Annotated in this window: 14 protein-coding genes, 1 other RNA gene and 1 pseudogene; 8 read left to right on the top strand and 8 right to left on the bottom strand. The window is 68.3% G+C overall.

What is annotated here, in order from left to right; translation table 11 throughout:
- The first annotated feature begins 212 nt into the window (after positions 1-212).
- The 3 genes from ACFWO8_RS33010 to ACFWO8_RS33000 are packed head-to-tail and all read left to right on the top strand — an operon-like array spanning position 213 to position 2,453.
- A complete protein-coding gene (locus ACFWO8_RS33010; RefSeq protein WP_378974651.1) occupies positions 213-629 on the top strand; it encodes a hypothetical protein in 417 nt (138 codons plus the stop codon).
- Entirely contained in the window at positions 629-1,591 is a 963-nt protein-coding gene (gene pip, locus ACFWO8_RS33005; protein ID WP_378974647.1) for a prolyl aminopeptidase, read from the top strand. The genes ACFWO8_RS33010 and pip overlap by 1 nt, the downstream gene beginning before the upstream one ends.
- 4 nt (positions 1,592-1,595) lie before the next feature.
- A complete protein-coding gene (locus ACFWO8_RS33000; protein WP_378974641.1) occupies positions 1,596-2,453 on the top strand; it encodes a CHAD domain-containing protein in 858 nt (285 codons plus the stop codon).
- Between the two features lie 10 nt (positions 2,454-2,463).
- On the opposite strand, the gene ACFWO8_RS32995 is transcribed toward ACFWO8_RS33000, so the two are convergent.
- Positions 2,464-3,891: an RNB domain-containing ribonuclease gene (locus ACFWO8_RS32995; RefSeq protein ID WP_378974659.1), complete on the bottom strand. Its 1,428-nt coding sequence runs from the start codon at positions 3,889-3,891 to the stop codon at positions 2,464-2,466.
- Positions 3,892-3,964: 73 nt separating this feature from the next.
- Complete coding sequence (locus ACFWO8_RS32990; RefSeq protein WP_056821111.1) at positions 3,965-4,297, bottom strand: hypothetical protein; 333 nt, start codon at positions 4,295-4,297, stop codon at positions 3,965-3,967.
- 414 nt (positions 4,298-4,711) lie between these two features.
- On the opposite strand from ACFWO8_RS32990, the gene ACFWO8_RS32985 reads away from it, so the two are divergent.
- The gene (locus ACFWO8_RS32985) at positions 4,712-5,077 is read left to right on the top strand and encodes a hypothetical protein (RefSeq protein ID WP_378974636.1); all 366 of its coding nucleotides are present in this window, start codon (positions 4,712-4,714) and stop codon (positions 5,075-5,077) included.
- A 63-nt stretch (positions 5,078-5,140) separates the two neighbouring features.
- On the opposite strand, the gene rnpB is transcribed toward ACFWO8_RS32985, so the two are convergent.
- Positions 5,141-5,548, bottom strand: an RNA gene (gene rnpB, locus ACFWO8_RS32980) — RNase P RNA component class A.
- Between the two features lie 36 nt (positions 5,549-5,584).
- Between rnpB and ACFWO8_RS32975 the strand changes: the two genes are divergently transcribed.
- Positions 5,585-6,472, top strand: coding sequence for an alpha/beta hydrolase (locus ACFWO8_RS32975; RefSeq protein ID WP_378974631.1), 888 nt, complete (start codon positions 5,585-5,587; stop codon positions 6,470-6,472).
- Between the two features lie 104 nt (positions 6,473-6,576).
- Here ACFWO8_RS32975 and ACFWO8_RS32970 read toward each other — a convergent pair whose 3' ends face one another.
- The 5 genes from ACFWO8_RS32970 to ACFWO8_RS32950 all read right to left on the bottom strand — a co-directional run bounded on the left by ACFWO8_RS32970 (position 6,577) and on the right by ACFWO8_RS32950 (position 11,782).
- Positions 6,577-7,266, bottom strand: coding sequence for a hypothetical protein (locus tag ACFWO8_RS32970; RefSeq protein WP_378974625.1), 690 nt, complete (start codon positions 7,264-7,266; stop codon positions 6,577-6,579).
- Between the two features lie 139 nt (positions 7,267-7,405).
- On the bottom strand, positions 7,406-8,536 hold the full coding sequence (locus ACFWO8_RS32965; RefSeq protein ID WP_378974622.1) for a bifunctional RNase H/acid phosphatase: 1,131 nt from the start codon (positions 8,534-8,536) through the stop codon (positions 7,406-7,408).
- A gap of 16 nt (positions 8,537-8,552) precedes the next feature.
- Positions 8,553-9,290, bottom strand: a complete 738-nt coding sequence (locus ACFWO8_RS32960) for a zinc ribbon domain-containing protein (RefSeq protein WP_378974618.1) — start codon at positions 9,288-9,290, stop codon at positions 8,553-8,555.
- Positions 9,291-9,411: 121 nt separating this feature from the next.
- On the bottom strand, positions 9,412-10,527 hold the full coding sequence (locus ACFWO8_RS32955) for a Nif3-like dinuclear metal center hexameric protein (protein WP_378974613.1): 1,116 nt from the start codon (positions 10,525-10,527) through the stop codon (positions 9,412-9,414).
- 40 nt (positions 10,528-10,567) lie between these two features.
- Positions 10,568-11,782, bottom strand: coding sequence for a pyridoxal phosphate-dependent aminotransferase (locus tag ACFWO8_RS32950; protein WP_378974654.1), 1,215 nt, complete (start codon positions 11,780-11,782; stop codon positions 10,568-10,570).
- A gap of 71 nt (positions 11,783-11,853) precedes the next feature.
- On the opposite strand from ACFWO8_RS32950, the gene ACFWO8_RS32945 reads away from it, so the two are divergent.
- The 3 genes and pseudogenes from ACFWO8_RS32945 to ACFWO8_RS32935 form a co-directional block, all read left to right on the top strand.
- Complete coding sequence (locus ACFWO8_RS32945; protein WP_378974603.1) at positions 11,854-12,357, top strand: low molecular weight protein-tyrosine-phosphatase; 504 nt, start codon at positions 11,854-11,856, stop codon at positions 12,355-12,357.
- The gene (locus ACFWO8_RS32940) at positions 12,357-13,226 is read left to right on the top strand and encodes an SURF1 family protein (RefSeq protein WP_378974594.1); all 870 of its coding nucleotides are present in this window, start codon (positions 12,357-12,359) and stop codon (positions 13,224-13,226) included. The genes ACFWO8_RS32945 and ACFWO8_RS32940 overlap by 1 nt, the downstream gene beginning before the upstream one ends.
- Positions 13,227-13,333: 107 nt before the next feature.
- Positions 13,334-13,705 (top strand): annotated as a pseudogene (locus tag ACFWO8_RS32935) (hypothetical protein); the annotation flags it as partial.

The following is a 13,705-nucleotide window of genomic DNA, read 5'->3' as shown; positions in this document are numbered from 1 at the left end:
CGAAAGCGCTACGCCGAAGGCGTTAGTCTCGAGCCCTGATCGGCGACCCCTCAGGGCCGCGGACACGCGCGCGCCAGCGCGCCAATAAACACAGCGTCAAACCGTCTGGGACTACCGAACCCAAAATCCCAGCCCCCGCCCTTCGAGCCCAGCGCACCAAAACCACAACTGGCAGACTCGATAGCGACACACTTCGACTATCAGAGGTATCGATGCCGCAACCCCGTTGGATTTCTCGTTCTGCACTGTTGATCGCGGTCGCCGCGGGGCTGACTGCGTGCGGAGGCGCGGAACCCGCCCAGACCGGCAGTGCGGGCACCACCACCTCGGCCACGGCGACAACCACTCCGGCTGGGACGCTGACGATCAGCCCGTCCTCCGCCGCGCAGCTGTGCGACATGATCCGGCCCGAGCTGTCGAACTTCCGGGTGCAGGGGCCGACGCTCGGCAGGATTTCGCTCAACGCCATGGTGCACGATTGGGGTTTTCGCAACGGTGGCATCAATGGGCACGTGCTCGCCGACAAGGCGATGATCGACCGGGTAACCACCGAAAGCTGCCCCGAGGTACGGACCGAAGCGCTCACCGCCCTCGAATTGCCCTCTCTCGCTGCGGGGTTGGCGTTCTGATGCGCACCCTCTACCCCGAGATCGAACCGTTCGAGCAGGGACTCCTCGACGTCGGCGACGGCCAGTCGGTGTACTGGGAGGTCAGCGGCAACCCCGACGGCAAGCCGGTGGTGTTCGTGCACGGCGGTCCCGGCGGCGCCACCGGACCACTGCAGCGGCGATTCTTCGACCCGGCCGTGTACCAGATCGTGCTGTTCGATCAGCGCGGCTGCGGAAAGTCCATGCCGCACATCGCCGATGGCGCCGCACTGGACACCAACACCACGCCGAACCTGATCGCCGATATGGAGTCGCTGCGGATGCGTCTCGGAATCGAGCGCTGGCAGGTGTTCGGCGGTTCGTGGGGGTCGACCCTCGGTCTGGCGTATGCGCAAGCACACCCCGAGCGGGTGACCGAACTGGTGTTGCGTGGCATCTTCTTGTTGCGGCGCAAGGAAATCGACTGGTACTACAACGGTGCCGCGGGCAGTGTCTACCCTGCCGAGTGGGCGAAATTCCTGGCACCGGTGCCTGTCGAGGAACGCGACGACGACCTCGTCGAGGTGTATCACCGGCTGCTGCACTCCCCCGATCCGCAGGTCGCACTCGATGCCGCGGTCGCCTGGTCGACGTGGGAGGGCGCGACGAGTTCCCTGCTCCCGCAACCGGATCGGGTCGCCGAAACCGCTGAAGCACGCTTCGCCCTCGCCTTCGCCCGGATCGAAAACCACTACTTTCGCCACGGCGGATTCCTCGACGAGGGACAGTTGCTGGCAGACATAGATCGGATCGCCGACATCCCCGGCGTGATCGTGCAGGGCCGCCACGACATCGTGTGCCCCGCGGTGAGCGCATGGGATCTGCACACTGCGTGGCCGTCCTCGACCCTGCACATCGTCGAGGACGCCGGGCACACCGCGCACGAGCCAGGCATCACCCACCACCTGGTGGAGGCGACCGACACGTTCGGAAAGCGAGGCTGACACCATGGCGATCGAGGCCGGAAAAGCCGTCGTCGCGGCACTACGCGAGGACATCGACCGGCTGTTCGCCGCCGAGCCCGACGTCCGCGCCGATGCCTACGATTCGGTGCACCAGATGCGGGTGGCCACGCGCAGGCTGCGCAGTGTCCTGCGCTCCTACCGTAGGTTGTTCGACGCCGACGAGGCCGCCGCCACCGAAGCGGAGCTCAAATGGCTGGCCGACCTGCTCGGCGTGGCTCGCGACGCCGAGGTCCGCGCCGAGCGGTTCACCGACCTGCTGTCCGGCTACGACGCGGTCCCGACCGAGGTCACCGATTCCCTGGTCGGCGCCTCCCGCCAGGCCTACGCCGATGCCCACGCGGAGGTACTGGGCGCACTGGATGGCAAGCGCTACCGCCGCCTGCGCAAAGTCCTGAAAGCCTGGCGCACCGATCCCCCACTCGCACCGGAACTCGCCCGCGACAACGCAACCGACGTCTTCGACCGAGTGCTGCGCCGCGACCGCAAACGGCTGCGCAAGCTGGTCTTCGCCGAACCCACCGCCACCCCCGCCGACCGGGTAGAGCTCCTCCACGACATCCGCAAGGGCGCCAAGCGTTTACGGTATTCCTGCGAGGCCGCGACCACCGTCCTCGGCCCTGACGCCGCCGACCTCGGCGCCCGCGCCAAACGCCTGCAATCCGTCCTCGGCGACCACCGAGATGCCGTCGAATCCCGCGAAGCCATCCTGGCTGTGGGGACAGACACGCACGGCCCCGCGGCCACCGTCTACGAACTACTGGCCGACACCGAAGAAGCGGCCGCGGGCCGCGCCATAGCCCACTACCCCGCAGCCGCTGCCTTCATCTCCGCGACGATCTAGTCCCCAACGATCAACGCGCCCTGGCATATTCGAACCCGATCGTCCGAGTTCCCGGGTCAGCGACAGCCAACCGCACCGCGACCGTCTCCCCTTCCGGCGGCTCCCCCTCGCATCGCGCGAGGATCGGCGGTTCGCTGACGAAGATCTCGGCGGGCCGGGACCCGTTGGCATCACGCAAGACCACGGCAGCGAACTCGGTGCCGACCCGAGGCGCGAGAACAGTGGCCTCGGTCAGATCGACGCACGCACGATCCACCTTGTTGGCCACCGCGTCCGTGCGCCGCATCGTCTCGGCAGCGCTCTTCACCCCGTCCACCACCCACTGCGGCACCTCGACCCCCGCGCTGTGCGCCAGGCAGATCTCGGTGGTGAACCGATCGGCCAACCGCCGCAGCGGCGCCGTGACATGCGCGTATGGAGCCCCGATCGCACTGTGCGTCAACTGCTCCGGCGACGGATCGTCGAGTTCGGCGAGCAGCGTGTAACTCGCCCCACGCAACAATCCGGTGGCTTCCGACATCAACACCAGCGCCGCGGGCGTATTCGCGTCGAGCCCTGCGAGCATCCGCCCCACCGGCACCTCAGCAGGCCAGTCGACCCCCAACGCCGCTGCCGTGCGCCGCATCGATTCGATCGCGCTTCCCGGCGGCGGTGGCATCGTCCGCAGCAAGCCGATCCCATTGTGCTCCACCATGATTCGCGCAGCACACATTCCGGTGAGCAGCGAGACCTGCTCGTTCCAGTCGTCGGCGGCGGTCCGCGGCTCCAACTGCAGGCGCCAACCGTCACCGTCGGGAACCACTTCCTGCGCGGGCAAACGCAGCGAGATAGCACCTTGTTCGAACCCCTCCTCGATCCGCAGCCGCCCGAATTCGGGCAGCGCGGTCAACGACGGAGGCAATGTTCCAGCGTCGGCGGCGGCCTGCACCTGCGCGTAATCGAACCGCTCCCGAGAGCGCACCAACGCGCGCGTCACCGAAAAGCTCAGCGGCACAGCACCATTGTCGAGCTCGATGGTCCACAACGCGGCAGGCCGGTCGACACCGGGCAGCAGACTCGCGGTGCCCTCGGACAGCACCGTCGGATGCAGCGCGACATTGCCGTCGGGCAGATAGAAAGTTTGCCCGCGCACTTCGGCCTCCGCGGCGAGCGCACTGCCCGGCACGATCACCGCACCGAGATCCGCGATCGCGTAATGCAGGGTGAAGCCGGTGGGAGTGCGTTCGATATGCAGCGCCTGGTCCAGATCCAGCGCGCTGGGCGGGTCGATGGTCACGAACTCGATATCGGTCCGATCGACCCGGGTGCCCGCGAACGCGTCTACCGCGTCGCGGGCTTCGGAGACGGCCTCGGTTGGATATTCCGAGGCCAGTCCGAATTCGGAACGGATGGCGCCGAAGTCGACCGGCGCCGAGACGATCCGCTGATGGAGTTGCAGACCAATGGTCCGACCCCGATCCGGCGAACTACTCGTCCTGTGTTCGAAGTCCATCTTCGCAGAGTAGCGAGTCCTACTTCAGAGCGAGCATGGTGCCGTTGAGCTGATCGAGCGGGCCGTACACCGTGAAAGTGACCCGGCCGTTGGGGACGGCCGAGGACACGGTCGCGGCCGCGTCGAGTGCCTGACCGAACGAGGCCGCCGACGGATGCGGCAGACCGGCCACGGTCAGGCCGAATCGGGACTGGTGCACCCAGGCGGTATCAGCCGGGCTGAGGTCGACCTGCACCCCGCCTGCGAGCGGGGTCACCGCGACCGCGCTCGCCGAACCGGCACCAAGCGTTGCGAAAACCGCAGCGGCTCCGGCGATCAGTGCACCGGCGACAATGGAACGAACTACCCGCATGTAAATGTGACCTGCTTCCGCGATCGAATGTGTTGGGCCCGAGGAAGTGGCAGCGAGCCCTGCCGACGGCGATCACTCTATGACCTCGCTCACGTTCCCGGCGAGTTCCAGCGCAATTTCGCCGTCAAGACACACGAGCGCGGCGACATCGCGGGCAATTGTTACTGTGGCGGCGGCGCACTCGGCAGCTGCCGGGTTGTGCGGCACTCACGTCGATAAATGGGAGTTTGCGAACGTATGTCGTGGCTGATTTTCGATTACCTGTCGCCGATCCTCGGACCGGACGCGGCCAGCTATTGGGCGCATCTGCTGGCGATTAACCCGGGGTAGCTCACCGCTTCGATCCAGAACATGCCGCTTCCCGATAACCACAGGGGAAGCGGCGTGTTTCCTGGGCCGCTAGCATCCCGCTGCGTGAGTAGAACTACCGCCGCCATCGCGGCCAGCGCCTCCGTCTTCGCCCTGCTTCTGGCCGGCTGCAGCGACGACTCTTCCTCCGCCGGCGCCCCCTCCACCACCCCCGCGCCCGCCTTCCAGGTCGAAGCCAGCAAGGCGGGCATGTTCGTGGTGAGCTACCGCAACGCCTTCCCCAAGCTGGCGCAGGGGCGTGACGACGCCGCCGTGGCCGCGGTGCTGAACCATTCCTGCTCCGAGATCAAGGCGGGCAAGTCCGAGGCCGACACCATTGCCACGATCCTCGCGGCGGCCAAGAACGGCGACACCGCCGCGACCACCGAAGAGGCCACGGCCGTCTACCAGATGTCCAAGCTGATGTGCTGAGCCCTGTGCGGCGAAGCGAGGCGGCGGTTCCCGGTGGGAACCGCCGCCTTCTCGTTTCGTGGGCGGGCGAGCCGGCCTGTAAGCCGGATCCTGTCCCCGATTCGCATCGGGGGGCGACCATCCATCTGGACACACCGTTGCCGGGTGCCTCGAGCGGTCCACCCGCAGGCTCGGGCGAGCAGCCCTCGAACACCTGCGCAGCCGCACCGTTGCCGATGCGACCTTTGACCTTGCTCCGGGCGGGGTTTACCTAGCCGCCCCGGTCACCCGGGGCGCTGGTGCGCTCTTACCGCACCGTTTCACCCTTACCGCACTCGCGTGCGGCGGTCTGTTCTCTGTGGCACTGTCCCGCGGGTCACCCCGGGTTGCCGTTAACAACCGCCCTGCTCTGTGGAGTCCGGACTTTCCTCGGTACCGGGCAGCGGCACTGTTGGTGCCCGTTCCCGTTACCGCGGTCGCCCGACCGACTCACCCGCCGGTACAGAGTACTCGCTACGGTATTGACTCATGGAACGTGTCGACGTCAGTTTCCCCTCGGGTGACCAGCAGTGCGCCGCGTGGCTCTACCTGCCCGACGGTGCGCCACGGCCGCGGCCGTTGGTGATCATGGGACACGGGCTCGGGGCCACCCGCGAGATGGGGTTGGATCGGTATGCGCGGCGGTTCGTCGCCGCGGGAATGGGGGTGCTTGCCTTCGACTACCGAAATTTCGGTGCCAGTGAGGGTTCGCCTCGCCAGGTACTCAACATCGCCCGTCAGCGGCAGGACTGGAAGGCCGCAATCGCCTACGCACGCAGCATCCGTGGCTTCGATGCCACCCGGATCGCGCTGTGGGGCACATCCTTCGGCGGTGGACATGTGCTCGCGGTGGCGCCCGATGACGATTACCTGGCCGCGGTGGTGGCCCAGGTACCGTTCACCAGCGGGTGGGCATCGTCGATGACGAAGGGCCCGATCAGCCTGACCAAGGTCGCCACCATCGCGGCCACCGACCTGCTCATCGGCCCGATCCGCCGCAAACCCATCCGCATCCGACTAGCCGGGCGCAAACGCTCCGCGGCGTTGATGAGCGCCACCGACGTACCGGAGGGCTTCGGCCGACTCGCCGAGGAGAGCGACAGCTACGACCCCAAAGTCGGTGCCCGCATTGCCTTCTCGACACTGTTCGACTCCCCCGGTCGCCGCGCCAAATCCCTGAAGGTCCCCGTCTTCTACGCGATCGCCGAAAACGACTCGATCGCCCCCGCCGGGCCGACCCGCAAGGCCGCCCAACGCACCAAACACGCTGTGGTCAAGCAGTATCCGGTCGGCCACTTCGATGTGTACTTCGATGATGTCTTCGAGCAGGTAGTGCGCGACCAGACCGACTTCCTGGTGTCGGTCCTTCGCCCCTGAACCGCCCGGATACGCCATGGCAGTGGGGCACCATGGAGTGATGGAACAGGCACGAAGGGCTCAGCACCGAAATGGTGCTGAGCCCTTGTGGTTTCGCGGGTGGATCAGATGGGCTGGAAGCCCGCGCCTACGCCGCCTGCGCGGTTGAGCACGTCCAGGATCACCTGGATGGGCTGGAAGTAGGCGGGTGAGTGGATCGGGTTGGCGCCACCGGTGCAGGGGACGTCGAAGTCGACGGGACCGAGGCCGGTGAGGCGGCCCTGGTTCATGCCGACGAGACGGTCGCCCACGACGACGGGTCCGCCGGAATCGCCTGGCTGCGAGCAGTACTGGTTGATGGAGGTGCCTTCGAGTTCACCCCACACCATCCCGCAGCTGCGACCGCTGGTGCGGCCGTCCGAGCACACCGTGGCACCGGGGCCGGGCGCGCCACCGATACCCGCGACGGTGGTCTGGCCGATGGTGCGCACCGGCAGCACCTTCGACGCATCCAGTTGCAGCACAGCGAAATCCAGGTAGTCGCCGTCGTCGGAGTACGCGACGGTACCGATCACGCCTGCTGCGAGCGCCTGCTCGGCGCCGACGCGCGAGCCGGTCGGCGCGCAATGTCCCGCGGTGAGACCGACGAGGCGGCCCGCCCCGTCGTGGCCGATGGCCGTGAGCGAACAACCGGAGTTGTTGTCGAAGACGATGCCCGAAGCCGCGCCGAGCACCACGCTCGGGTCGGCCGTCACGCTACCCGCACCCGCGGACGCGGTGAGCACCCCCGCGATGGCCGCCGCAAACGCCGCCATCCGTAGAAACCTCATCAAGTACCTTTCCTGTGTGGCCGCGCATCCGCACGCCCGAGAATCTGTCGGGCAATGCGGCGTCGTCGTTACGCCGACCGTGCGCCGGGGCGACCGTACCGTGCCCGGGCGAGGACCGGCTAGCTCACAGGTATGAGGTGTCGTTCACCAGGCGCACCGAGGCGCCCCCGTCGGGATAGAACTCGGCGATGCAGAGCGACGCGAGGTCGAGGTGCAGGCGGTACAGCAGCGACGGGCCGACACCAAGCGCCAACTGCAACAGGGTTTTGATCGGGGTCACGTGGCTGACCACCACCACGTTCTGGCCCGGGTACAGCGCGACCAGATCGCGGCGCACCCCTTCGACGCGTTCGCGCACCTGATCGAAACTCTCGCCGCCGGGTGCGGGAATCGAGGGGTCGCCGAGCCAGTCGCGGTGCAGGATCGGATCGCTCTGAGCGGCTTCGGCGAAGGTGAGACCTTCCCAGTCACCGAAGTCGGTCTCGGTGAGGCCGTCGAGAATGCGCAGCGGCACATCGAGGGCGGCCGCGGCGGCTTCGGCGGTGGAACGGGCCCGCTGCAGTGGGGAGCTCACCACGGCGGCGATATCGCCTTTGGCGGCAAGCATTTTCGCGGCACGCTCGACCTGTTCGCGACCGAGGTCGGTCAGCGGCGGGTTGCCACGACCGGAGTAGCGGCGCTCCACCGACAGCGCGGTCTGGCCGTGACGCAGCAGCAGCAAGCGGGTCGGCTTGCCGACGGCGCCGGTCCAGCCGGGCGTAAACTTGATCGCGTCAGCCGATTTCGGCACCGCGACTTCATCACCGGCGGCATGTCCGGCGGCGACGGCCTCGCGCACGGTCGCGGTGAGCTCACCGTCGTCCATCGCCTCGTTCGCGAGCCGGTCGGCGTGTGCGTTCTCGGCGCGCGGAATCCAGGTGAAGCTCACCCGATCGAATCCGGCGACCAGTACCCGCGCCTGCTCGGCGAGCGGAATCATCGAGGCGTGCTTGATCTTCCAGCGTCCCGACATCTGTTCGACGACGAGTTTGGAATCCATGCGCACCGTGACAACCCGCGCGCCCAATTCGGCCGAAGCCGCCAAACCCGCGATGAGACCACGATATTCGGCCACATTGTTGGTGGCGACGCCGATGAACTCCTTGCGTTCGGCGAGCACCCGCACGTGATCGGCGGCGAACACCACCGCGCCGTAACCGGCCGGGCCGGGATTGCCGCGCGAGCCACCGTCGGCTTCGACGATCACCTCGCTCATCGGCGCACCGCCGCGATCACAGCCCCGATTCCTTGGTACGCACCATGATCGCGCTGCACTCCGGGCAGCGCAGGACCGCGTCGGGCGCGGCCTTGGCGATGCGCTGCATCTCGCCGCGGTCGATCTCGATCCGGCAGGCGCCGCAGCGGCGAGCCTGCAACAGGGCCGCGCCGACACCGTGCGCCGCGCGCTGCTTGTCGTAGACGGCGATCAGGTCGGCGGGGAACAGGCCGATCAGCTCGGAGCGATCCTTCTCGCAACGCTGCTGCGCCACTTCGAGATCGGCCATCGCCTCATCGCGCAGGCGTTCGGCATCTTCGAGGTCGTGGTCGGCCTTGCTGAGCCGCGCACCCGCGTGGTCGTGGTCGGCGAGCATCGCCTCACGCTGTTCCATCACGGTCAGCAGCTCGTCCTCGAGCACCGAGCGGCGACGCTCCAGGCTGCCCAGTTCGTGCTGGATCTCGGAGAGTTGCTTGGCGGCGACGGTGCCCGCGGTGAGCATGCCGCGGTCGCGGTCCTCGCGCTTGCGGACGGCGTCGACCTCACCCTCCAGCTTGCGGATGTCGCGGTCCAGATCGTCGATGCCGATCTCCACCGCCACGGCCGCGTCCTTGTAGCCGTTGCGCTCGGCCGCCAGTCGTGCCACTTCCTGCTGCTCGGGCAGCGCGGAACGGCGATGGGCGATGCGCGTCAACTCGGCATCGACACCTGCGAGCTGCAACAGCTTGGTCTGGACCGACGGTTCGACATTCAACGCGCACGAACTCCTACAACACAGTGGACGGATGGATCGATCAACCGTACCGCGCCGCAGGGTGTGATCACGCCATGACCCGAAGACATCGCCGAACCTCGCCGATCCCGGCGGCGAGAAACTAGCCGCTGACCGTCCACGGGTCGGTGCGCAGCGTGCAGACGCGGGTCTGCACCGCGGGCAGGGCGGTGTTGACGAACTGTTCGGCCTGGCCACACCAGGGGAATTCGGTGGCCCAGTGGGCGGCGTCGATGAGGGCGGGGCCGCCGCGGCGGAGGTGTTCGTCGACGGGGTGGTGGCGCAGGTCGGAGGTGAGGTAGGCGTCGACGCCGGCGCGGATGGCTTTGTCGAGGTAGGAATCACCCGCGCCGCCGCAGACGGCTACGCGTTCGATGATGCGTTCCGGATCACCCGCGGCGCGCACACCCCAGACGGTGCGGGGCAGCCCGACGCCGACGCGGGCGGTGAATTCGCGCAGGGTTTCGGGCTGTGGGAGTTCGCCGATACGGCCGATGCCGAGTGACGACGGCAGGGGTGCGCGTTCGGTGACGTGGTAGGCGGGTTCCTCGTAGGGGTGGGCGGCACGCAGGGCCGCGAGGACTGCGAGGCGGGAGGTCGGGGGCGCGACCACCTCGACGGCGTCCTCGGTGAGCCTTTCGACCGTGCCGATCGCGCCGATCGCCGGGTTGGCGCCCGCGATCGGCAGGAATTGGCCGGTGCCCGCCGTGTACCAGGCGGCTTCGCGGTAGTCGCCGATCGCGCCCGCGCCTGCCGTGAACAAGGCCGACATCAAGGAAGCCGTGTGGGTCTGGGGCACCTGGATGACCCATTTATCCACGGAGGCAATCGGTTTGGGATCCAACGGGCCGGTGACGGTGAGGCCGACGGCCGCGGCGAGCGCATCGGAGACACCCGCGTCGGCGGAGTCGGCGTTGGTGTGGGCGGAGAACAGGGCGCAGCCGGATCGGATCAACCGGTGCAGCAGAGCGCCTTTCGGCGTATCGGCGGCGACGGTGTCGACCCCGCGCAACAGCAGCGGATGATGGACGACCAAAGCCTGTGCGCCCCAACCGATCGCCTCGTCGACAACCGCGGCGGTCGCGTCGACGGCGAACACCACCTTGGTGACCTCCTGTCCGGGGTCACCACAGACGAGCCCCACCGAATCCCACGATTCGGCCAGTCTCGGCGGGTACGCCGCGTCGAGCACCCCGATCAGTTCGGCCAGGTCGGTCACCGCCGCCTCCTTCGTCGCGTGGGAATGGTCTTTGTCGGGGTCACCACAGTGCTGCGTTCAGAGCATCGATCAACCGGTCGACTTCGGCGGCACCACGAACCGCTACGCGGAGGTGGTCGGGACCGAGTCCGGGGAAGGTGTCGGCGCGGCGGACTGCGATGCCGCGGTCGGCGAGGCGCTTGCGCAGCAGCGCGCCGTCGGGGACACGCAGGAGGAGGAAGGGCCCGGTGGCCGGGGTGTGGACGTCGAGGCCCAGCGCGGTGAGGCGGTCGATCATCGCGGTGCGGTCAGCGGCGATGCGGTGCGCGTGCTGCCGGGATTCGGCGACAGCGGAGGGTTCGGCGGTGGCGATGATCGCCTCGAGCTGGAGGGTGCCGAGCGGCCAGTGCGGGCGGCCATGGGTCAGCCGAGCCAGGACTTCGGGAGCACCGAGGGCGTAGCCACAACGCAAACCGGCCAGCGCCCACGTTTTTGTGAGGCTGCGCAAAACGATGACATCGGGCGCCGAAAGACCGGCCAACGACTCTGGCTCACCCGAAACGACGCGGCCGATCGGACTCGCATCGGGGAGATTCCCACCCGAGCGCGTATCCGCGATGCCACCGGATCGAACGTCGGCCGAATCACCAGCGTCGGCTCTGTGCTGACCGAACAGACGGCTATCCGACGCGCCATCAATGCCGGTCGAGCCGGCCGGCGACCGGCGCGAGGTGCTCTCGCCGGAGTGCGAGCACCGACCAACGACCGCGTCGGCGAAGGCTTCGTCGATCACGACGATCCGGCCGGGGCGGCGAAGTGCCTGAATCGTCTCGGCGGGATGCAGGATCGAGGTGGGGTTGGTGGGGTTGCCGACGACCACGAGGTCGGCTTCCTCGGGGACCAGGGTCGGGTCGAGGGTGTAGGGCCGTTCCAGGATCACCCGGGTGACCGGGACGCCTGCCTCGCGCAGTGCCAGTTCGGGCTCGGTGAAGGACGGGTGGATGACGGCGGCGAGGCGGGGTGCCAGGCGGGGCAGCATCGCGAACCCCTCGGCGGCGCCCGCCAGCAGCAATACTTCGTCCGGCGCGCGGCCGTGGCGGGCGGCGACGGCGACGCGGGCGGTGTGTTCGTCGTCGGAACTCGGGTAGCGGCCGAGATCGGTGAGACGGGCGGCGAGGCGGTCGCGCAGCCAGTCGGGTGGGGCGACGCCCTGGACGTTCACCGCGAAATCGAGCATGCCAGGGCGTGCCTCCACGTCGCCGTGGTGGCGCAACATCGCGGGGTCGACGGAGTCCTCGAGCACAACTGAACACCCTACGTGGCGGCGATTCGGCGCCACGGGCGACAATGGCTCCCGTGGGTCCACTACATGTCTCGTTCATTTGCACAGGCAATATCTGCCGGTCACCGATGGCCGCGAAGATGTTCGAGGCGCATCTCTACCGAGCCGGTCTCGCGAACCGGGTGCGGGTGAGCAGCGCCGGGACAGGTTCGTGGCATGTCGGCGATGGAGCCGACCCGCGCACCGAGGCCACCCTGCGCCGCGCCGGCTACCCGACCGAGCACACCGCGGCGACCTTCGGTCCCGAGCACAGTGACGCCGACCTGATCATCGCCTTGGACACCGGGCACGATCGCGAGCTCGCGCACCGCGGCGTCCCCACCGAGCAGCGCAGGCTGCTGCGCAGCTTCGACCCCGCCGCCGACGGCTCCGACGTGCCGGACCCGTACTACGGCGACCAGTCCGACTTCGACCTGGTTCGCGACCAGATCGAGGCCGCCATCCCCGGCCTGCTGGACTGGGTCCACGCCGAACTCGACGCGCGCAACACCGCCGACGTGCCGCTCTGATGCGCAAGCTCACTTTCCTGCTGCGCCCCAGCTGGCTGATCCTCGCGGTGATCGTCGCCGCGTTCGCCTACCTGTGCTTCACCGTCCTGGCGCCATGGCAGCTCGGCAAGAACGACAGCACCGAACACCGCAACCAGCTGATCGCCGACTCCGTGCAAGCCGACCCCGTAGCCGTGACCGATGTTCTGGACGGCGACACCAGCACCCACACCGAATGGCGCAAGGTGACCGCGACCGGCACCTTTGTCCCCGAGTCGACCGTCCTGGTCCGGCTACGCCACCTCGACGGCGCCCCCGGTTACGCGGTCCTCGCCGCCTTCCGCCTCGACGACGGCCGCACCCTCCTGGTGGACCGCGGCCTGGTCGCCTCCGTAGACGGCACCCGCCCACCCGCGATAGCTGACCCACCCGCGGGCCCGCAACGCATCGAAGCCCGAGTCCGAGCCTCCGAAGGCGTAGTCCCCGACAAGACTCCCACCACGCAAGACGGCTACCGCCAGGTGTACACGGTCGACACCACCCAGGAATCCACCGTCCTCGGCACCCCCCTGACCCCCATCCCGACCGGCACCGACAAGGGCGGCTACCTCCAACTGGCCACCGACCAACCAGGTGCCTTCACCCCCACCCCCCTCCCCCAACTCGACGCAGGCCCCTACCTCTCCTACGGCCTCCAATGGCTCGCCTTCGGCCTGATGGCCCCCCTAGGCCTCGGCTATTTCGTAGTAGCCGAACTCCGAGCCCGCCGCCGAGACCGAACCCAACCGTCCGCGCCGGCAAACCCCCCACCCACTCCAACGACCGACCCCGCGGCCACCACCCAACCGACCACCGAAGCCCGCCTAGCCGACCGCTACGGCCGCACCTGATCTCCTCCGCCTCCCCGAATATTCAGCGGGTCGTCCGGTAGCTCGACTGTCAGCTCTCGGCCTTGCGTCATCCGCGCAATAGGAGGGAGGTAGTTGGGGAGTTACCCATGTGCTCACCTGATCAGCTGGACGCGTCCCACCGCACCCAAGCCACCACCCCCGATCACACCGTGCGCCCCAAGTCCGCCCTACCGCACTCCCAACCCCACCGCACACCCCGCAGCCCGCAGCCCTACCGCACTCCCAGCCTCACCACACACCCCGCAGCCCGCAGCCCTACCGCACTCCCAGCCTCACCACACACCCCGCAGCCCGCAGCCCTACCGCACTCCCAGCCCCACCGCACACCCCGCAGCCCGCAGCCCTACCGCACTCCCAGCCCCACCGCACACCCCAAATCCGCCATGACCGCACTCCCAACCCCGCACCCGCGACCCCTGGGGAGCGGCGGCCACGAAGTGGCCGGTCCGCGGCCGGGT

Source organism: Nocardia sp. NPDC058480 (assembly GCF_042720495.1).
GTDB lineage: Bacteria > Actinomycetota > Actinomycetes > Mycobacteriales > Mycobacteriaceae > Nocardia.
This window is presented reverse-complemented; position numbering and strand designations above follow the sequence as displayed.